Raw genomic sequence first — 20549 nt, forward strand, 5'->3', positions numbered from 1 at the left:
GATCTCTTCTAGTAGTTAACCCATTTCTTCTGAGCAATCCATTGTCCAGCCGTTATGGCTAAACAAATGAGGAATAATATGAGCGCCATTGAAGAGGCATAGCCTGTTTTCAACTGATTGAATGCAGTATCATACAAATCGTAAACGATTACATTTGTTGAATTAGCAGGCCCGCCTTGCGTTAATACTTGAATGAGATCAAACACCTTGAAGGAACCAATGATTCCTGTTACTAGCAAGAAGAAGGTCGTTGGCGAAACATTTGGCACTGTGATCTGGCGGAATTTCACCCATGTTCCTGCGCCATCGATATCTGCCGCCTCATACAAATCCTTCGGAATGGACTGCAGCGCAGCAATGTAAATGATAATGTTATAGCCGAGCATAATCCAAACTTGAATCATCATGAGGGAAGGCAACGCATAATCGATATCTGCCAACCATTTAGGTGGATTCTCAATGCCAAATGACATCAGCAGCTGATTTACCGGACCTAATGATGGATGGAAAAGAACCTGCCATACCATTGCGACGGCAACGACACTAGAGATATAAGGTAAGAAATAAACAACCTTAAATCCATCCTTGAAATAAACATGTTTGTCAATGAGAATAGACAGCAACAGTGATAAGATCAAGGTTATCGGAACCGTTATAATGAAGACCAAGTTGTTCAATAAACTTTGTATAAACACATCGTCTTGGAACAAACGAATAAAATTATCAAAGCCTACGAATTTGATAGCATCATATCCCGCTACGAAATTCCACTCCGTAAAGCTCAGCAATAGAGAACACACAACAGGAATAAGTGTTAGGACAATTAATCCGATCATTAATGGGGCTACAAACATATAGCCAGCTAGTGTCTCTCTAGCGCTAATTCCTAGTGATTTCTTACCTTTCATTTTTTTATCCTCCTCTGAGAAAATACGTCTTGTTCTATAGTGTCATTGTAATAAGAACGAAAGTCGCAAATAAGAACTAAAAACGTTCATTTTGAAACGAATTTTACTTTTCTCAGTTCATTCACTTGATATAAAAAAACAAGCGTCTCTCAGACTATCAAGAGAACACTTGTTATCATTCTTTTTATTTGCGCGCTTGCTTATATGCCTTCACATACTGATCAGCCTTGGCACGAACGAGTGTATAATTGCCTGTTTCAATGGCTTTCTTCGTAAGATCCGAACCAATTCCTACCGCAAATGCACCTGCTTTGATCCAGTCACCCAAGTTCTCTACATTCACTCCGCCGGTCGGCATTAGATTCGCGTGAGGCAATGGGCCTTTGATATCCTTGATCATCCCTGGTCCGAATTGACTGCCCGGGAACAGCTTTACGACATCCACTCCTAAATCTAGAGCGCTTTGGATATCGTGAATGGTCATAACGCCCGGCATGATTGGCACACGGTAACGATTGCACAGCTTAATCGTATCAGGATTCAACGAAGGGCCCACTACAAATTCAGCGCCGCTTAGAATTGCTTGGCGTGCCGTTTCAGGATCAAGCACCGTGCCGACGCCAATTATCGCATTATGAGCTGAATCAGGATGATTCCATGAATAACGGGTGGCAAGCTCTTCGATCGCCTTAAGCGCATACGGAACCGTCATCGTAATCTCAATCACCTTTATGCCGCCAGCAATGGCTTCCTCGGATAGTCGAACCACCTGCTGCCAATTCTCTCCCCGTAATACCGCTACAACCCCTTCTTCATGAATCCGTTTAGTGATGCTCATTTTCTTCAATTTGCTTCCCTGCCTTTCATTTATGTACTAGATTCATTGGACTTAACGTTCAACATGCGCTTTTCTATTAAGCCTCGCTTCTACCTGTTCCCTTGTCAGGAGACCCTGCCAATCGCCTTCCGTCTGGATCACCATAGCTCCAAGCAGATTTCCGATGCGAACGGATTCCTCAAGGGATTTATTTCTTAGTAAACCGCTAAGGAAGCCGGCACAGAAGGCATCGCCAGCACCAACGGTGTCTACTACGTGATCAGCATTAAAATAAGGAATTCTAGTTTCCTTCCCACCTTGTAATAAAACGTTTTCATGGTCTCCGCCTTTGACGACGCATATGTTGCCAAGCTCATGCAGCTTCGCAAACAAAGCATTTTCATCGTCAATTCCATAGAGCAGCTTCAATTCATCAAGCCCAGGCAGAAAGTAGTCTGCTTCCGCCGCTAGAGGCAGAATGAATTGCCGAGCCTTCTCCACGCTCCAGAGCTTCAGGCGTAGATTTGGATCAAAGCTGACTTTAACGCCATGCTTGCGTGCAAGACGCACTGCCTCATTAACTGCTTGACATGCAGTTTCGCTGATGGCCATCGTAATGCCGGTTACATGCAAAATGCGAGCACCTGCTATGTACGCCTCGTCCAGCATTTCCGGCGACATCAGACTAGCAGCCGAATTTCGCCGAAAATAATAAACGGAGGATTGTCCAGCAATTACCTCACGCATCATTAGCCCCGTTGAAGCAGCAGCTGTCCTCTTCACGCGTGAGACATCAATGCCTTCGCCCCGCAATGCTTTGATCATCTTCGTCGCCAGCGGATCTTCGCCTAGTTGAGAGAACCATCCGACATGAATGCCAAGCCTAGCCAAACCGATGGCTACGTTGGTTTCGGCCCCGCCGAAGGTGCATTCCAACGTATGGCTGTATTCTATTCCTTTATTTCCCGTAGGCAGCATGAGTGCCATCGATTCCCCAAAGGTAACTACCTCGGGGCTTGCTTGCAAATGGGACCTAATTCTATCCTTCATCGGCTTCCCCCTAGCTATTAAAAGACTGTCATGGCATCCATAACAGTACTCATTTTTATGGCATTGATTTTATCGAACCACCCAGCCACCATCTACGCATAGATGTGTCCATTGACAATCGGATGCCCTGCCTCCCAAATATGATTATCTCAACTATACACAGTCGAAATTTGCGGTACAGGACATATATTCGTGTATTCTCAAACGAATTTGACTTGTAAATAAAAAAACGATCCAAGTGCTTGGATCGAAGTGTGTTAGCTATTTCTATATTTGCTCCCTGAAACGAAAAAAGCTTTTTATAGTTACCCTAGCGGGTGAACATAAAAAGCTTTACTTTGCCCTAATGCAATTCGTTTAAAATTTTTCAGGAAACTGTTTGACAATGCCTTCTGTCAGGATGTCAGCAAAATGAATCATATGGATTTCGTTTTTGTCGGTTGCTGCTATATCGGCTTTCCAATCTCCTTTGAGACGGTCAAGCACTATTTCCGTAATATACTGTAGATGCGTGTACAGCATATCCTGAAGCTCTTTAAACTGCCAATTCGGATTCGCATCGCTTAAGAATTTAGCGATATCATCGGCGTTTTTATGCCAGTCTGCCTCTAACTTCTTCACATCTGCCTGATTGCCCGCTTTGGCAGCTGCTACAATTTTTACAGCGATTAGAATATGTTCTCTCAGAATTTCGGCCAGTTTATTGCCGGCGGCTTCCCCGTAATAAGGTTTAATTACATTTCCAATGTCCTGCTGGTTCTGCAGAATCCGCTCCAGTACGTCCTTCTGATCAGGAAGATTTGCAAGGGCACTGACAATATAACTTCTCGTCCATATCGTATGGTCGATCCAAACCTTCTGCATATCGGCTTTCAGCTGCACCATTTTCGGGCTAAGGCAAGCCGGATCCTTCTTCTCGCTCACTTTCTCATTCGCCTGCACGGGTGCTGCGACCTGTATCATGCTAACAACGAGAACCAAGGTTACAAGCAACGCAAGCAACCATTTATTTTTCATGTTCATCTGCTCCTCTTTACGTTTGAAATAAACAGGCTGTCATATTATGGTTCGACCCGACTGGTATTACACAGAGGATTAGTTCGTCTTTATCTATGCAACTGAAGGCTGATATGAGTTGTTGATTTACCGATTATCGGTTAAATGATATAATTTTCCATAACAACTAATTGCTAATATATGCATCAGGGGGCCTAAATCAAGGGGGTGAATATGTTGAATGTATCCGCTGCACTTCGTACACATACATCCTTGTCTAAAACATTATTTATTGTTTATTCCATTTTGACGCTTATTTTTTACTACAGTCATGGAATACTTGACTATTTCCGACTTAATCATTCGCTAGAGCTCGATACTGCCATTCAGTATGAAAAATGGTCATCTACTTTCGGGGCACTATTTTATTATTTATTCTTTATTGCATTACTAACCATCCATTTTGTATATCGCAACAACATGAAGGACTTACATGTTTACTTGGTACTAATTGCTGCGTTATTTATAGGAATGGCCTGCATAAATGCAGTAATTTCTTTTGCCATCCCCTTACCTATTAGTAAGTTTGGACAACCGTTGATCATAGTCACCGTATTGCTTATTACAGATCTGCTCGCAATGTGGTTCCGTAACAAAGAAATCACGTAAACGATAAACAACCCCAAGACTCGTATCTTAGGGTTACTCGTTAGAAGTCTAAGCTCTGTTCTTCGTACGAAGTACTTGCATTGCACTAATACTAAAATACACTAGGTACTAGTCCCCTTCTCGTCTGGCTTGCTAAATAGGTTAAAAAAATTAGCATATCATAGATATGACCTACTGCTGGATTACCAAACGAAGGATCTTCTAATAATACATCAACTCCCCTTCTTTATACATCCGATTATTGGAGAGATCATTTTTGATGCCATGCAAAAACACCTCCAAGGGTCCTTCATATCTTGCGATACAAGATCATTCCCTTGAATGTGTTTTGGTTTTGTCTCCGCTTCCTTATTTCATCGTATTTACAATTAACCCGATATGAGTGAAATAATTCAATGCTCCGAATAAAGTGAAAAGTACCCCCGTAATTGTCCAAAAAGTACACATTATTTTAACAACACGAGATTCTCTATTCGCTAATGAGAAAGGCAACAAAATAGCTCCGATTCCAGTAAGTGCGTATAGTCCTGAGATAAATGATGCTTCAAGCATTGGAAAGAGGACGAGCCATTTCCACGGTTTGTTCAAGAATTACTTTGGAGTCCTTTTTGAACTCTTTAGACAGTTCCTTTTAAGATTAACGAATCGTATATAAAGCTTTGGACCAAGGGATCAATTGGTCTAACATTTGATTAACAGAATCGGCTTGGACAGCTTTTGGTTTGAAATCAGTACCATTTTCAAAATCTGTGAATAGTGACAATGCAGGATGTACACGCACATCTGCAATCAATAGCTCACCCATAATACCACGCAGATGCTCAGCAGCTCGTGCACCACCTACAGAGCCATAAGATACAATACCCGCAGCTTTGTTATTCCATTCTACACGTAGATAATCCAGTGCATTTTTGAGAGCACCTGTAATGGAATGATTGTACTCTTGTACGATGAATACAAATCCGTCTTGTTTCGCAATCACTTCGGACCACGCTTGTACACCAGAAGCATCTTGCCCTGGTTCACCTAGTAAAGGCAATTTGTAATCCGCAATATCAATCACTGTATAATTCGCATCTCCTCGTTGATCTGCAATTTCTTTAACCCATTTTGCCACCTGTGGGCTTACACGACCTTCACGTGTTGATCCAATAATGATTCCGATATTTAATTCTGCCATTGCTTTTTCCTCCTTATGTTTTGAAGTAAAGAACTTGTTTAAAAACTTCATTCTTACTCTCACCTTTCAAAAATCCAAAAATATTTGAATTCGAATATCTTTAATTCGAGATGTATAGTAACACGATGATTTTCATTTCGTCAACTTTTCTATACTGGGAAATAATTCTGTAAATTAATATGCAAGACCAATTGGATGAGCGGCAGCCCACATAATTTGAACAGGTTTGGAAACAATATGATGTAAAGGAGGTTGCGTATGGAAAGTAATTGCGATTTATTTTCTCCTCAGCAGACTGATGTTTATAATCAATTTCAACATCTGTCCTCGAAGATTAAAAGCATGTTAGCGTCCATGGATCAGGAAGATATCGATATTCTAAAAAATCTGAAGTTTCTCTCTAAAATATGTTCCGATGCAGGCAAGCTGGTTTCCGCCTATCATTTGAGTCGACTTCTTCATCCCTATACAAGTCAATGCAATGAAATATTCAAAGCCATTAAGCTGCTGAGCGATCAACGGAAAGGTGCCCTTATTATCGTGGAAAGAGAAGATAGGATAAATGATTTGATCACCGTTGGCACTCCTCTATCCGCAGAGATCACAAGTACGCTGTTAGTTTCCATTTTCCATACAGGGAGTCCACTGCACGATGGTGCTGTCTTAATTCAGAATGATACTATCGTGTCAGCAGCAAATGTACTTCCGCTAACCCGGAAATTATACAAGACCAAGCTCGGTACTAGGCATCGCGCAGCGATTGGCTTATCTGAAAATACAGATGCCCTAACCTTCATCGTATCTGAGGAAACAGGTGCGAAATCATTTACCTTTAATGGCTCGTTATATGGATTCGAAATCCCTGACGAGTGAACTTAATCACCTCTAGGAGTGCATTGTTGAATATGAAAAAACACAGTACCCATAATGATTTTTCGCAGCTCCGGCTCGAAATGAACGAAAGGCTAACGGAAATCGAAAAAAAGGTGAATCAAAATATTGCTACTCTCAGTCATAATGATATTGGTATCATTGACATTGTCCAAAAGTTGTCGAGAGAACTGCTTGAATTGGAAACGACTGCATCGACATACTTACTTAATCGTATGTTGTCCAAGTATACGAAATGCAGTACTGAATTATCTCTGGCCATACATAAACTTAGCCGAAAACGCCAAGAAGCTCTCATTGTAATAGAAGCTGACGACCCCGTAGCACCGTTTATAAACGGAGGGATACCCATTAATGCGGTAATTACAAGTCAACTATTAGAATCTATATTTCAACCTGATAGTTTGCTTCAAGAAGGAGCTGTCCTCATTCAATCTGACTTGATTGTTTCCGCTTCCAATACCTTGCCATTAACTGAGCAAATTTTTTGGGATCGAGCAGCAGATATCCGGGAGTTATCAGCAATCGGCTTGTCAGAAAAGTGTGATGCATTGATTATATTAATCACGAACGGCGGAACTACTTATTTCTCATTGGAAGGCAATCTCTTTCCTTTCTCAGCTTCCTGAACAGCAACGGACAGAGTCATACTTAATTACTGCCTGCTGCGATCCATTTGCAGACGTCTACGGTACGTTTGGCTTGATGTTTAACTGCAGCCTGAACATCCTCTACCATTTTACCGTTTTGTACAGTTACGCTTGTCCCATAAGGATTTCCCCCGGCTGTAAAAAGGGAAGGATCCGTATAGCCTGGTGAAACAATAATGGCACCCCAGTGATACATAGCGGTATAGATTCCCAGAATGGTTTGCTCCTGCCCGCCATGGGGATTTTGGGCTGAAGCCATCGCACTAACCACCTTATTAACTAACTTGCCATGGAACCATAACTTCCCGGTAGTATCTAAAAACTGTTTCAATTGTCCGGGCATTGTGCCATAACGTGTCGGCACGCTAAAAATAAGGGCATCCGCCCATTCCAGATCTTGAAGAGTTACGACGGGTACATCCTTCACATGATCGACATGTTCTTTCCACGCTGGATTTTCTATTATTGTCTCTTTAGAAGCCAATTCTGGAACTTGTAATACTCTTACTTCCGCCCCCTGCTCCTTGCCGCCTTCCGCTGCCCATTGAGCCAAGCGATAATTCGTTCCTGTCATGCTGTAAAAAATAACTGCCAGTTTCACTGCACCCATCCTACTTGCTCCTATTCTCATTTGGAATCATCATTTACTTCAATACAAACTTACTATGAGTTTCGCCTCCTGATTCATGTTTCATACGTCCTCTTCCATCTGTGGCGGGATAGGTTCAGGTCAATCGCAGAAGAATGTTTTTATCCTGGGAGGGTTCATTATTGTGTCGCTGAACAAATGCCTGGAAACCATGAACGCTCCCAAGTAAAAACTGCCCTTACCTATTCGTACGCACAATATGATCGGCTGTTCGAAATGCTAATGCAACCGTAGAATTTGTCGGGTTCGCTGCAGCAAGAACGGGTATCACGCTATTATCAGCGACGTAGAGACCGGAAACTCCATGAAGTTCTCCATAACGGTTAGTCGCTGAGGTAGCGGGGTCAGTTCCCATTCGGCAAGTACAAGATTCATGAACATCGCTACCCGGCGGAAATAAGGTAGGCTCCCCATCTAAGGTTACTCCCATTGCATTTGCCGATCGAGCAATACCATCACGCATTTGCTGAATCACTGTATAATCTTTGTTGCTATAAGAAAAATCAACTTGGTTCAAAGGCACGCCGTATTCATCTTGACGGTTTGGATCTAAATAAACTCTATTCTCTGGCCGCGACTCCACTAAACCAAAGGCAGCATATACGATGCTCAGTTGATCCGGGAGCACTTTATCCTCGAATTGCTGGTATGAGAAAAATTGATTAGGGCCTAAGATTTGGATTTGATACGGGGATTCTCTTGTTTCGCGTTTCAAGATTGCCAGGTTGCCAAGATTATCAGAAAACTCCCGACGGCTTATTTTCCCCGTACCCAATACAAATGAATGATTGGTTAAATAACGTCCGATTGCTGCTCCTTGTATGCCCGAATTGAGCAAAATGCGAGGTGTTTCCAATGTACTTGCAGAAATGACAACATTTTTTGCTCGAATGGTATGCGTTTTTTTATCTGGAGACATTACATTGACGCCTGCTGCATTGCCATTTTCGAGGAGTACGCGGGTAGTATACGCATTCACTGCAAGATCAAAAGGTCTATCATTTAGGGCATATGCAAGAAAGTGAATGGAACTGAACCATGCATTAGAATGAATTTCCCCCATACGCGGACCTGACATATCAATGGCAAGAGGCATATCAGTCGCTTCTAGCACACCTCCTGCATGAAGCCGGTTCAAGAGAATCCTTTGCATGGTAGAGCCATCGGCATAAGATGTAGTGCAATGCAATACACGCTCGGCAGTCCTAAAATATACGTCCAACTCTTCTGGATGAACAGGCCAAGATTGAAGTTGAAACTCTGCGGGTCGAGGACAGGCAGCATTCCAAAACAATGTCCTTCCTCCTAGAGCAAACGTTAACCTAGCTCCCGAAAATTCCGGAAGCCGCTCCCCGATAGGAGTAGAATTATCGGGCCATAATTGATCACGCATACGGTCGACATTCATGGTGGGGATATTTAATGCATGCGAATGAAATAGTTTATCCCCTTTTTCAAGAATCCCAATTCGCTTTGCCCCTTGGTTTTTCCATAACTCGCATAATCTATATAGCATCGCTCCCCCACCTGCGCCACTCCCAACAATAAGCACGTCATATTCTGTATTGGCCATTTCCTCGAGCGATTTGGTAGGTATCCAATTATTAGGGTACACCCACATATGGATCAATCCTCTCCATTTTAGTCCACTCCATTTTATTACCCGCTTCTTGTCTCATATTCCAAATTCATTAGCATTCTGCTCCCTTTGTTTTTGATTATCTTGATTTCGAGATAATTTATGTTATACTAACTTTTATAAAGCAGCTTATCATTAATTATTATTAGAAAAGGAGAGCAGCGTTCCAATACGAAGGTCTTCTAAATTGAAAACGAGGTTATGGGAAACAATAAAAATAAATGCAAAAGGAGCAATTATCATGGCGAAACATACAACAGGTATTCACCACATCACGGCATTTGCTAGAAACGCGCAAGAAAACATCGATTTTTATGCAGGGATACTAGGTATTCGTCTTGTAAAAAAGACAGTGAATTTCGATGCTCCTGAGGTGTACCATTTTTATTTCGGGAATGAAAACGGAAGTCCCGGAACGATTATGACATTTTTCCCTTGGGAAACGGGACGGAAAGGCCGCGTCGGCGGCGGACAAGTAGGAGTGACAACGTTTGTCGTTCCAACGGGCTCATTGGATTTCTGGGAAGCGAGATTGCAACATTTCGGTGTGCAAATTACCCGTAAAGATAGATTCGGCGAACAATTCTTGCAATTCTCGGATCATGACGGGCTACAGCTCGAAATCGTGGCACGAGAAGATGGTCCGAATAGCAAATGGTCTTTTGGAGGAATCCCTGTGGATAAGGCCATTAAAGGGTTCGGTGGGGCCGTATTGTATAGTACTCATCCGAAGGCAACCTCTGAATTGCTTGAAAACGTGATGGGACTCGAAATGATCGGCCAAGAAGGAGACTGGATGCGCTTCAAAGGGAGCGCCGATCTGGGCAATGTAATCGACATTAATATTGCACCAATGGAACGCGGTTCTGGCGGATACGGAACCGTACACCATATCGCATGGCGCGCCAAAGACTTTAAGGATCATGAGGAATGGAGAGAGCATGTTGCGCAAGCCGGATATCACCCAACTCCGGTCGTCGATCGTCAATATTTCAATGCAATTTATTTCCGTGAGCAGGGGGAAATCTTATTCGAGATTGCTACCGATCCTCCAGGATTCACCCGTGACGAGACATTTGAGGAACTTGGTACAGACTTGAAGCTGCCTGCACAATATGAACCGCACCGAGCACAAATCGAGAAGCTACTGCCTCCTATCCAAGTACGCGAATTGGAGGGGAAATAATCATGCAGCATATTTTTCAAAAAGGCACGGATCCATCAAAGCCTACACTCGTCCTGCTCCACGGTACTGGCGGAACTGAGCATGATTTGCTTCCGGTTGCGCAAATCGTATCGCCAGAGTCATCAGTACTGAGCATTAGAGGGAATGTACTTGAGCACGGCATGCCCCGCTTTTTCCGCAGATTAAGCGAAGGCGTTTTTGATGAAGAGGATCTGATCTTTAGAACCAATGAGCTGAATGAATTTCTGAATGAAGCATCATCCAAATATGAGCTTGATCGCAACAACTTCATTGCAGTCGGTTACTCCAATGGGGCCAATATAGCTGGAAGCCTCTTATTTCATCACCAAGGTTCCCTAAGAGGAGCAGTGTTGCATCACCCTATGGTTCCGCGTCGTGGGCTGAAACTGCCCGACCTTACCGGAACGCCTGTATTTATCGGTGCAGGAAAGAACGATCCGATTTGCGCACCGCAAGAGACGGAAGAACTACAGACGCTGTTAACCCAAGCGGGTGCACATGTTACCGTCCATTGGGAGCAGCATGGCCATCAATTAACGCATTCCGAGGTTCATGCAGCCTCATCTTGGTTACAAAGCCATATTAATCAGGGGTGAGCCCATGTTAACCATTTATCCGGAGGAGCAAACGGAGCGGGATAATTATAAACTGCTCATCGGCAGCATCCTCCCGAGACCGATTGCGTTCATCACAACATTGTCTGCTGAAGGCGTACTAAATGCTGCACCTTATAGCTATTTCAATATCGTCTCTGCCGATCCGCCCATGGTTTCTGTATCCGTCCAAAGAAAAAATGGCGTTCGCAAAGATACGTCAAGAAATATCATGGAAACGGGTTCGTTTGTTGTTCATATATCGGATGAGGATTATATCGAGGCAATCAATCAAACCGCGGCCAATCTTCCGCCTGATGAGAGCGAAGTGGACTTCGCTCAACTTACTTCCCTCCCGAGTGCCAAGATTAAGGTTCCGGGGATTGCCGAAGCCAAAATCCGCATGGAATGTATATTAGAGCAATCTTTTGCTCTTGGCGGAACGACTCCATCTTGTGATCTCATTATCGGGAGAGTCGTTTGCTTTCACATTGCGGAAGAATTGGTTGAGAGCGGGCGTATCGATGCACAACGATTAAAGCCTGTGAGCCGATTAGCCGGTAACAACTATTCGAAGCTAGGTGAAATCTTTAGCATTGACCGACCCAATTGATTAATAGTTATGAGTTCGCAACCTATCAAATTAATGAATCACAATATCTTTAATCATAGTAAAGGCTGCCAATCATTTGGCAGTCTTTCTTCATGTATTGATATCTTTTTATTTCCTACAAAAAAATCGGAATTTAGTGTTTACAAGAATCCGATGTTGAGTTATATTTAACATAACTTCCAGATATTACTTGCCAAACTATCAAAGGAGATGAATCGTTTGAAGAAATTGCTCTTGTCCATGTCAGTACTGGTCGCCCTGGCTACAGCAGCGCCTGCATATGCTTCCACTGCACCTGTCGATGCTGTCAAGCCTGAGGTTCAACAAACACAGAAGTTCGTTAAGTACTATGCACTTCGTCCTAATGAACTGAGCTCACTGGAAGGGATCTATTTGAAGAAAGGCCAACAGCTTACGGTCTATGCACAAGGGAGCTATTCGTACTATTCGGTATATGACTCGAGCAATCATCTCGGGACATTTTTCAACAGCAATGTAGGAAGAATTTTCACTGCAACTGAAGACGGGTATCTGTATTTGCAGTTTGCGGCACCTTCCTCCTATACAATCAACCACATCACGGCTTCTTATTTCATTAATTGACCTTAGGTTGATATAATACCGACCACATTACTTGCAAAAACAAGAAATGGATCTGCTAGAAATGAAGACAGCGACAGTTCATGGACATACATAGTCCACGGCTGTCGCTGTTTTTTCGTAGTAAGAAGTGAACATTAGTATTTCATGAACGTAACCGTAAATTTCGTATACGCGTATCTCTCACTTTCCACTTTAATCAAGGCTTGATGCGCTTCGATAATGGATTTGGCTAAGGCCAAGCCAATCCCTACCGAATCGTGCTTTTTGGAGCCTCTGGCTTTGTAGAATCGTTCAAAAATATGCGGCAATTCCTCAGCTGCAATCCCCTCTCCGAAGTCTTGAATCACCAGCTCTGTATAAATCGGTGTATCTTCGATTGCAATCTTAATCTTCTCACCGGGTTCGGAGTGTTCTATCGCATTCTTCAGCAGATTCAATAATGCTTCCTGCATCCATACTTTATCGTGAACAACGACTACTTCCTCCGGGGTATGCCAATCAATCGATATATGCTGATTGGTAATCATGCTCTGTAAGCGATCTAGAGCGTCCTCAATGGTCTCTACCAAATTGGCCGGTTCTTTCTCAAATGAAATAGCTCTTGCATCGATTTTCGCTACCTTCAACAAATTGTGAATCAAGACATTCATTCTTGAGATTTGCACATCATTATTTCCCAACAGTTGAACTTGTTGCTGGCGCGGCAAGCTGTCATTCATCATCATCTCATTGTAGATAGATATCGTGGAAAGCGGTGTTTTTAGTTGATGAGATATATCCTGCAGCATTTGTACTAGAAATGCTCTCTCTTCACGTAAATCCTGCATGCTTTTGCGAATAATATCTTTCATCGAACGAAAGGAAACCGCCAGTTTGGCGAGATCCCCTTCTTTGTTTTCATTGATGACAACCGAATAATCTCCATCGATTATTTTTTTTGGCTGCCGAGGTAAGCTGTCTAATTTTCTGGAAGATCAGCTTGTGCTGCATGTAGCTTGCCAGAAGCAGGATACATCCGAAACACACCAATCCCCAATACATAAATTGATTATGGCGAGCAATATGGTTATTTAGAAGTGGGAAAAGCTGCGACTCCAGACCTTCATATAATCCATAATGCCTTAATATCTCTCTCCCTTTTTCCTGATATGGAATGGAGTCCGTAGAATGGCTAGTTAAGACTTTCAAAATTTCCGCTTCATTTTCAGGGTTTTGCTCAACCAATCTGGCGGTAATTCCCCCCCAAGATGCAATGGAATCGCTTTTCAATTGATTGTAGAACAGTTGTTGGGTAATGAATTGATAAACGGTAAATAACGTTAACAGAACGGCCAGTATCGTGATATAGCCTTTCAACTCGGTATTTTTCATCATCTTACTCTCTGCTCACATCCTTGCTCCAGCGGTAGCCCAATCCTCTTTGTGTGACGATAAACTGCGGATTTCTCGGATCATCTTCTACTTTGTCTCGCAAACGTCGAATGTATACAGATAACGTATTTTCATCAAAGAAAACCTCATCACCTTCCGTTATATTCATAAGGAGCTCATCTCTTTTCAGTGCTTTGTGGGCGTTCATCATGAATGTGAGAAGAAGCTTATATTCTAAATTCGTTACCGGAATGCTCTCTTGATTTTTGTACACCTTAACTAGGTTCATATCGATTTTGATATTCTCAGATGTTAAGATGGTGGAAGAAGTCCCTAGACGCGCTTGCTTACGCAATTGCACTTTCACTCTGGACATGAGTTCCTTCACGCGAAAGGGCTTCGTAATATAATCGTCCCCACCAATATCCAGTCCCATGACCACATTCGCTTCCTCATCAAGGGCAGTTAAGAAAATTACCGATGTGTCTCTCTGTTTTTTGAAATACATGCATAAATCATAGCCATTTCCATCCGGTAAACCGATATCTAGAATAATTAAATCAAAAGTACGATGATCAAACTGCTGCTTCGCTTCTTTGACACTAGAGGCTTTGACCACCTCATACCCCTCATTTTTCAATGAAAATTCGATAGCTAGACCGAGAGCTTCATCATCTTCAACCAGCAATATGTTGCTCAACGCGTGGCCTCCTCCTCTTTCTATTTCAGCCATAGGCCAACAAAATCAGAATAGCCTGACTATACACATAGCCAGGCCCTTGGTATTATTCTTCCCTGATCACATCAATAATATTATCCTTTTGGATTTTGCGCAGCGGAATCAGAACTGATACATAACTGATGAACAATGCAGCAGCAAACGTAATAATACAAGCCACATAAGGAATCGTCCATTGAACCTTTAAGACACCGGAAGCTGCCATATATATTATATAGGAAAGTATACATCCGAAAAAGATCCCTTGTAAGCTTCCAGAAACACCGTATATGAGCGCTTCATAGATAATCATTTTTTTCAGATCTTTTTGCGACATGCCTATTGATTTTAATGCAGCCAGTTCTTTTCGTCTAATGATGATACTGATCGTAATTGTATTAATGATATTCATACTGCCAATCAGAGAAATAACCGCAATAAAACCATATACGAGCACTTTAATCACAAGCTCTGATTCTTTCCTTGTTTTATTCTCGTCCAGGTGATTAACGATTGTAATCGAGTGCTTGGTTCCAACGCTCTGCTGGATGTCCGCAACAGTCGCGCTAGATTGATTGACATCCTTCAATTTGACTCGAAAACTGTTTTCCTCATCGCTAACATCAGATACATTCCCAAGCAACTTCAATTGCTCCAAAATGGCTTGATTGTCTACGGAAGAATCATGATGATCTTGTTTCAGATAGATGGTTAGATCCGATCGCGTGCTTTCAGTCTTCATATACTTGGACTCAAATGCGATATCCATAATCGACGAAAAAGTAATAAACAATACACTACTTATAATGATCGATAAGATGGTAATTGTATATCGATTTTTATTTCTCTTTACATTTTTCAAGGCCAGGCTCATTGGAAAAGAAACGGGCTTTTTCAGCACCGTATTTTTTGTTTTTTGATCGATTCTTTCCTTATCGATAACCTGCTGCTGATTGCCAGCAAGGGAGATATTCTGCCTGCAAAAAAAGCCGGATAATAACTGGACACCAACACCGCTGTCAGGGTAATGATCGAACTGATCAATATGATTTGCCAGTCGATGTGAAAGAACGATACTCTTGCGCTCGTTTCTAATACCAGAAAAAAAATGAACTGCAGCGCAGCAAGAGCCAAGATGCTGCATACAATTCCAATCGGAATGGCGATAACAGCCAGCACAGCTGCTTCCCTCATGACGATGTGTCGAATCTGCTTGCGCGTCGCGCCGATGCTTCGGAGCAACCCGAACTGCTTCATCCGCTCAACGACACTGATTTGAAAGGCGTTATAGATGACGACGGCTGTCGCGACCACAACGATACTGATGACGATGACGAGCACAGCCAAAATCGAGCGATTCGACTGTGGCTTCAACACTCTGATCAATTCTTCATTGATAACCACGTTCTCATTTTCAGTGAATGATTTGATCTCGTCTATAACCTCATTAAAGTTTGCTTTTTGGTTGATTTCAATTAAAATCCTGCCTTCCCCGCTGGCAAAATCACGTTTATAGGTTAATAATCGACCCACTTTACTTTTCTGTGTAAACTCGCGATTGTCTAGCAGTCCAACCAGTTTATAGGTTTCTCCATCCATTTGAAAGGAGTCGCCGAGCTTAAGATTTTTATGGATATAAGGAAGAGTCCATGAATCGACAGCTGCCTCATGCTCATTGGCTGGTAGTTGTCCATCGAGAAGGCTATAGGGTAAAAACGCCAACGCATGTTGATCGGCGAAATTCATTTGTACCGAAACGTCCCCGAGTGGGATGGTCTTTCCCTGGGACATTAATCCATACGATGCGATTTGGGGATTGTATCTGATTTTATTCAGTATCGCTTCATCGTAATTGGATATGCCGACATGAAACGAAAACCCATTCAGCTTTTTGATGTTATCAATTTGGGAGAGCTGCGATCCTTTCATAAACAAGCCGATCGTGGAAATTAATGCTACAGAGAGTACAATTCCGACCAAGGTCAAGATGGTTCGCTTGATATTCCCCTTTAAATACCGGCTGCTAAGTTGTTTGTAACTGCTAATCAACTTCATTCACCTCCAGTCTATGCCTGATTCGCAGCTAGCCGTTGATCTGAAATGATACTACCGTCTTCGATCGTAATGACCCTGTCGGAAGCCGATGCAATCGATAAATCATGCGTAATCAACACAATGGTTTGATTGTATTTCTTGGCTGTCAAACGTAATAAATCCATGACTTCCTTCGTATTTTTCGTATCCAGGTTGCCTGTGGGCTCATCGGCCAGTATCAAATGCGGACGATTGATAAGCGCTCTGCCAATGGAGACCCGTTGCTGCTGGCCGCCAGATAGTTCGGAGGGCAGATGAGTCTTCCGTTCATGAAGCCCTAGAGTTTCTATAATTTCATCGAGATACGTCATATCTACCTGTTCATTATCTAATATCGTGGGCAACGCGATATTTTCCTGGACATTTAATACTGGAATCAAGTTAAAGAATTGAAAAATAAACCCGACCTTTCTTCTTCTGAATATCGAAAGCTCATTGTCCGAGTAATTGTAAATACTATTTTCTCCGATGAATACTTGTCCTGAGGTCGGCCGATCCAACCCTCCTAATATATGCAGCAGTGTACTTTTCCCCGAGCCTGACACACCTACGATGGAGACAAATTCTCCTTGCTGAATCGAAAGGTTAATCCCTTTTAACGCATCTACCCTGCTATTGCCTTCGCCATAACTTTTCACTACATTTTCCATGCGTACAACTTCCACACTGTCACCCACTCATCACCTAAGGTTCGATTTCTTACACTCAATCTTGTACATCTACAAAGTTAACTTTGTCTTCGCTATCTGGATACACACTTCTGACTTCATCTAAAATCTTGTTTACCTTCTCTTTATTTTTATAATCGTAGCTATAATTTTGGAAACGAATCAATGAGAGCGTTGACTCAGCTTCCTTTAATTTGTTGTAAGTTTGGTCGTCAACAATAACAAGATCCGTAGTTGGCATATACCCGATCCACGCCTGATGTTTCACATGCTGTACAGGCACCATCTGACCATTCAAATCAATTTGACCACTCTTCGTTTCATCAAATAAAGAGAATAACAGATTTTGACCATTCGATAATTCTTTGATGGCGGTAACTGGATCTGAAATAGTAGACGTGCTCTCAGGATCTTGTCTGGCTCTAAGAATCCCCTTCTTGATGAATTGTTCAGCTGTAGAACGAGTAATAACTGAATACTTGATATATCGAGTTGAGAATTCTTCACCTGTTTCATCCCGATCTTGCTCTGCAATTTTTGTAGTTATTGTTGTTGTAACCAATTTCATTTTGTAGTCGATCATTTCTTTGCTTCTATTTTTGTACAGTTCTTTGACTTTATTCAAATCTTGATTAGCTCCGATCACTACAATTCCATCGGCCGGTTGCGATGGTCCTTCTATATAACGTTTTATCCCAAATCCTATTCCTGCAAAAATAGCGATAACCAACACGAAACCAATTATTTTTTTCATCATGTCTGCTCCTTTTATCAAATTCATCTGATGTCTGGATTATAGACGACTTTGCTTCTCAAGTTAATGACTCTTGTCTAACCATTTTCATCATCTTCCTTACTTTTTAGTAAGAATCGAAATGAACACGTGACTTTTCCAGAGAAAACAGCGGCAGTCATGAACTAAAAGACTGCCGCTGTTTTATGTTAAAACAAGAAAAAGCCGATTTTCTATTTCAGAAAATCGGCTTCTTTCTCTATGCAGTAACACATCTAGTTGCCATGCATTTACCTTGCTTACTCTCTCGAAATTCGTCTGCTCACAATAACCATAATAGCTGCCAGTACGAAAAAGTACATAGGCATCGTCACTAATGAGTCATTATGCAAATAGCTCATTCCGCTCGTAATCAGGCTTACAATGAGATAATACCCTAATCCAAAAATTGCCCCTGCCGTACCCAATACATCGCTGTAGCGCACAAGCGCTAGGCTTAAGCAGTTAGGAATGGCCATGCCAATCCCAAGCAGCAGGATGAAGATGCAGGCGACAAATACACCCATGGACAACAGCGATGAGCTTAATCCACTTGACGTAAACCCGACCAGCGCTCCAGCACCGAGTGCAGTAACGAGACAGCCGAACAGTATGATTCGCTCCGGCTTAAAGGTGGACAATAGTCTTTTCGACAGCATGGCTCCTATTATTGAAGACAACGCTACAAAAATACCAAAGAAGCCATAGATGCCGGGCGTCATCTTAAAGTATTCAATAAAAACGAAAGGCGCTTCTGCATAGTAACTGAACAGAATGCCATTTGTTGCGCCGATTAGAAAGCCAAATGCCCATACTCTGCCGTCTGCAATGAGGCGCTTGACGACAGCAATTGTATTCACTTTTGAAGTCATCGTACCAACTCTCGTCTCAGGCAAAGAAACGAACGTGTATACAAATATTGCCACGCTCATCATGACAAGGGTTAGAAATACAGCCCTGAATCCTAGCGACTGGTCAACCCAGCCCCCAATCAGCGGCCCTAGAGCCGGTGTAAAGGCAAGAGCTGCTGAGATTTGAGCAAATACAGCATGACGCTTCGAACCGTCTATACTTTCTCGCAGGATCGTTTGCGTCACAACCGAGCCTGTACTTGCACCGAATGCCTGAATGAACCGACTTACCAATAGCCATTCCACGGAACCTGACAGGTAACAGCCTAGGCTGCCGATTCCATATACGAAAATGCCCCACAGCATAGCAGGACGTCGGCCAATTGCATCCGATAGCCTTCCCCAGCAAAACACACCAAACGCAAAACCAAGAAAATAAATGCTAAGCGTAAGCTGAATCATGTTGTTGCTTGCCTGCAATTGACTAGCAATATCCGGCAAGGAAGGCGTGTATATCGTTTCACTGATTTGTGGAAATCCCACAAGAATAATAAACAAAAGCAATGATGGAGTTGAGATTTTTTGTGCCAAGTTGCATTCCCCCTATAATTTCGAAAATCTCAATTACATCATCGAAATGTCAGGGAATCGGGGGTTTGCATTTAATTAATCTTGCAAATGAGAGTGCCATAATGAGTGATCACCTTACAATGTTATAGGGGGTAATTCATAATATAATCCACATTATAGCAAAACTATTTAGTTAGAACCACCTATATCTACCCGTCATAACTCCCGAGACATGCTAGACATCATTTACCTCTGATTTGATTTACCAATATTTACGCATGACAAATATGATAAAAATCACCCTATAATGTGAATTACATCACAATCTATAGATTGCATATAGATTAAAATTGAAATGAGCATTAAACAAATACCCTTTCAATACGGAAAAGACCAGAAATAACCGTAAAATAACGGAGATTTTGAGTACATAGCTCAGCCAACATCTGGTTTGCTTCGTCTGATTTTATTCTGGGTATTGAAACTATGTTCATTTATAAAGAGATAGAAAGTGGAGGGTTTCACATGAGAAAGAAAGCTACAGCAACAATGATTCTTCTTCTGTCAATCATGCTTATCATCGCAGGATGCGGCAGTAACGGGAACAAGACGCAGGGTCAAGAAAACGCAGCAAAAACGGAGAAACCAGAAACAGAAGCTGTATCCGGCGCTTCTAAAGCGAGCTATACCCCTATCGATCAATTGAAAGACAAATATGATATCATCATCATCGGTGCCGGCGGAGCGGGAATGACTGCTGCTCTTGAGGCCAAAGCCAAGGGCATGAATCCGGTTATTTTCGAGAAAATGCCGGCAGCTGGCGGAAATACGATGAAATCCTCTTCGGGTATGAATGCTTCCCAGACCAAGTTCCAAAAAGAGCAAGGCATTCAAGACAATAACGACCTCTTCTTCGAACAAACATTAAAAGGCGGTCACGGTACGAACGACAAAGAAATGCTTCGTTATTTCGTCGACAATTCCGCAAGTGCAATCGACTGGTTGGATTCCATTGGTATTCGCTTAGAACAACCTTACGA

Annotated in this window: 20 protein-coding genes and 3 pseudogenes; 8 read left to right on the forward strand and 15 right to left on the reverse strand. The window is 42.3% G+C overall.

Annotation, left to right across the window (positions count from 1 at the left end; all coding sequences use genetic code 11):
- Nucleotides 1-8: 8 nt before the first annotated feature.
- The 4 genes from AZ66_RS08420 to AZ66_RS08435 all read right to left on the reverse strand — a co-directional run bounded on the left by AZ66_RS08420 (nucleotide 9) and on the right by AZ66_RS08435 (nucleotide 3792).
- Nucleotides 9-908, reverse strand: a complete 900-nt coding sequence (locus tag AZ66_RS08420) for a carbohydrate ABC transporter permease (protein ID WP_044354430.1) — start codon at nucleotides 906-908, stop codon at nucleotides 9-11.
- A 184-nt stretch (nucleotides 909-1092) separates the two neighbouring features.
- The gene (locus AZ66_RS08425; RefSeq protein WP_442950279.1) at nucleotides 1093-1746 is read right to left on the reverse strand and encodes a bifunctional 2-keto-4-hydroxyglutarate aldolase/2-keto-3-deoxy-6-phosphogluconate aldolase; all 654 of its coding nucleotides are present in this window, start codon (nucleotides 1744-1746) and stop codon (nucleotides 1093-1095) included.
- Nucleotides 1747-1797: 51 nt separating this feature from the next.
- Nucleotides 1798-2775 carry a sugar kinase gene (locus AZ66_RS08430; protein ID WP_044354433.1) on the reverse strand — a complete coding sequence of 326 codons (978 nt, stop codon included), beginning with the start codon at nucleotides 2773-2775 and terminating at the stop codon, nucleotides 1798-1800.
- 357 nt (nucleotides 2776-3132) lie between these two features.
- On the reverse strand, nucleotides 3133-3792 hold the full coding sequence (locus tag AZ66_RS08435; RefSeq protein ID WP_197081676.1) for a glycosyltransferase: 660 nt from the start codon (nucleotides 3790-3792) through the stop codon (nucleotides 3133-3135).
- 213 nt (nucleotides 3793-4005) lie between these two features.
- On the opposite strand from AZ66_RS08435, the gene AZ66_RS08440 reads away from it, so the two are divergent.
- The gene (locus tag AZ66_RS08440; RefSeq protein ID WP_044354435.1) at nucleotides 4006-4440 is read left to right on the forward strand and encodes a hypothetical protein; all 435 of its coding nucleotides are present in this window, start codon (nucleotides 4006-4008) and stop codon (nucleotides 4438-4440) included.
- A gap of 115 nt (nucleotides 4441-4555) precedes the next feature.
- Here the strand turns inward: AZ66_RS08440 and AZ66_RS32475 are convergent.
- The 3 genes and pseudogenes from AZ66_RS32475 to AZ66_RS08445 all read right to left on the reverse strand — a co-directional run.
- Nucleotides 4556-4654 (reverse strand): annotated as a pseudogene (locus AZ66_RS32475) (LLM class flavin-dependent oxidoreductase); the annotation flags it as partial.
- Nucleotides 4655-4788: 134 nt separating this feature from the next.
- On the reverse strand, nucleotides 4789-4992 hold the full coding sequence (locus AZ66_RS30470; protein WP_156159931.1) for a DUF981 family protein: 204 nt from the start codon (nucleotides 4990-4992) through the stop codon (nucleotides 4789-4791).
- A gap of 85 nt (nucleotides 4993-5077) precedes the next feature.
- Nucleotides 5078-5671, reverse strand: coding sequence for an NADPH-dependent FMN reductase (locus tag AZ66_RS08445; RefSeq protein ID WP_044354436.1), 594 nt, complete (start codon nucleotides 5669-5671; stop codon nucleotides 5078-5080).
- Nucleotides 5672-5878: 207 nt separating this feature from the next.
- On the opposite strand from AZ66_RS08445, the gene AZ66_RS08450 reads away from it, so the two are divergent.
- Nucleotides 5879-6493 carry a diadenylate cyclase gene (locus AZ66_RS08450; protein ID WP_044354437.1) on the forward strand — a complete coding sequence of 205 codons (615 nt, stop codon included), beginning with the start codon at nucleotides 5879-5881 and terminating at the stop codon, nucleotides 6491-6493.
- A gap of 32 nt (nucleotides 6494-6525) precedes the next feature.
- Nucleotides 6526-7140, forward strand: a complete 615-nt coding sequence (locus AZ66_RS08455; protein ID WP_044354438.1) for a diadenylate cyclase — start codon at nucleotides 6526-6528, stop codon at nucleotides 7138-7140.
- 22 nt (nucleotides 7141-7162) lie between these two features.
- Here AZ66_RS08455 and wrbA read toward each other — a convergent pair whose 3' ends face one another.
- Both wrbA and AZ66_RS08465 read right to left on the reverse strand, forming a co-directional pair.
- Nucleotides 7163-7771: an NAD(P)H:quinone oxidoreductase gene (gene wrbA, locus AZ66_RS08460; RefSeq protein WP_044354439.1), complete on the reverse strand. Its 609-nt coding sequence runs from the start codon at nucleotides 7769-7771 to the stop codon at nucleotides 7163-7165.
- A gap of 217 nt (nucleotides 7772-7988) precedes the next feature.
- On the reverse strand, nucleotides 7989-9383 hold the full coding sequence (locus tag AZ66_RS08465; protein WP_231586783.1) for a GMC oxidoreductase: 1395 nt from the start codon (nucleotides 9381-9383) through the stop codon (nucleotides 7989-7991).
- Nucleotides 9384-9690: 307 nt separating this feature from the next.
- Here AZ66_RS08465 and AZ66_RS08470 point away from each other — a divergent pair, with 307 nt between their 5' ends.
- The 4 genes from AZ66_RS08470 to AZ66_RS08485 all read left to right on the forward strand — a co-directional run bounded on the left by AZ66_RS08470 (nucleotide 9691) and on the right by AZ66_RS08485 (nucleotide 12465).
- Nucleotides 9691-10635 carry a ring-cleaving dioxygenase gene (locus AZ66_RS08470; protein ID WP_044354441.1) on the forward strand — a complete coding sequence of 315 codons (945 nt, stop codon included), beginning with the start codon at nucleotides 9691-9693 and terminating at the stop codon, nucleotides 10633-10635.
- Between the two features lie 2 nt (nucleotides 10636-10637).
- Nucleotides 10638-11252 (forward strand): alpha/beta hydrolase, encoded by a 615-nt coding sequence (locus AZ66_RS08475; RefSeq protein ID WP_197081677.1) that lies wholly within the window; start codon nucleotides 10638-10640, stop codon nucleotides 11250-11252.
- Between the two features lie 4 nt (nucleotides 11253-11256).
- Complete coding sequence (locus AZ66_RS08480) at nucleotides 11257-11862, forward strand: flavin reductase family protein (RefSeq protein ID WP_044354443.1); 606 nt, start codon at nucleotides 11257-11259, stop codon at nucleotides 11860-11862.
- Between the two features lie 210 nt (nucleotides 11863-12072).
- Complete coding sequence (locus AZ66_RS08485) at nucleotides 12073-12465, forward strand: hypothetical protein (RefSeq protein WP_231586784.1); 393 nt, start codon at nucleotides 12073-12075, stop codon at nucleotides 12463-12465.
- A gap of 134 nt (nucleotides 12466-12599) precedes the next feature.
- On the opposite strand, the pseudogene AZ66_RS08490 reads toward AZ66_RS08485, so the two are convergent.
- The 6 genes and pseudogenes from AZ66_RS08490 to AZ66_RS08515 form a co-directional block, all read right to left on the reverse strand.
- Nucleotides 12600-13836: pseudogene (locus AZ66_RS08490) on the reverse strand (HAMP domain-containing sensor histidine kinase).
- A 4-nt stretch (nucleotides 13837-13840) separates the two neighbouring features.
- Nucleotides 13841-14536 carry a response regulator transcription factor gene (locus AZ66_RS08495; RefSeq protein WP_231586785.1) on the reverse strand — a complete coding sequence of 232 codons (696 nt, stop codon included), beginning with the start codon at nucleotides 14534-14536 and terminating at the stop codon, nucleotides 13841-13843.
- 85 nt (nucleotides 14537-14621) lie between these two features.
- Nucleotides 14622-16603: pseudogene (locus tag AZ66_RS08500) on the reverse strand (ABC transporter permease).
- A gap of 17 nt (nucleotides 16604-16620) precedes the next feature.
- Nucleotides 16621-17313 (reverse strand): ABC transporter ATP-binding protein, encoded by a 693-nt coding sequence (locus AZ66_RS08505; RefSeq protein WP_044354446.1) that lies wholly within the window; start codon nucleotides 17311-17313, stop codon nucleotides 16621-16623.
- 40 nt (nucleotides 17314-17353) lie between these two features.
- On the reverse strand, nucleotides 17354-18073 hold the full coding sequence (locus AZ66_RS08510; protein ID WP_231586786.1) for a lipoprotein BA_5634 family protein: 720 nt from the start codon (nucleotides 18071-18073) through the stop codon (nucleotides 17354-17356).
- Nucleotides 18074-18348: 275 nt separating this feature from the next.
- On the reverse strand, nucleotides 18349-19530 hold the full coding sequence (locus AZ66_RS08515) for a multidrug effflux MFS transporter (protein WP_044354448.1): 1182 nt from the start codon (nucleotides 19528-19530) through the stop codon (nucleotides 18349-18351).
- Nucleotides 19531-20034: 504 nt separating this feature from the next.
- On the opposite strand from AZ66_RS08515, the gene AZ66_RS08520 reads away from it, so the two are divergent.
- Nucleotides 20035-20549: FAD-dependent oxidoreductase (locus tag AZ66_RS08520; RefSeq protein WP_044354449.1), on the forward strand; the 515-nt coding region annotated here is incomplete at its 3' end.

This window comes from Paenibacillus sp. E194, from assembly GCF_000935845.1.
Classification (GTDB): domain Bacteria; phylum Bacillota; class Bacilli; order Paenibacillales; family Paenibacillaceae; genus Paenibacillus_B; species Paenibacillus_B alvei_B.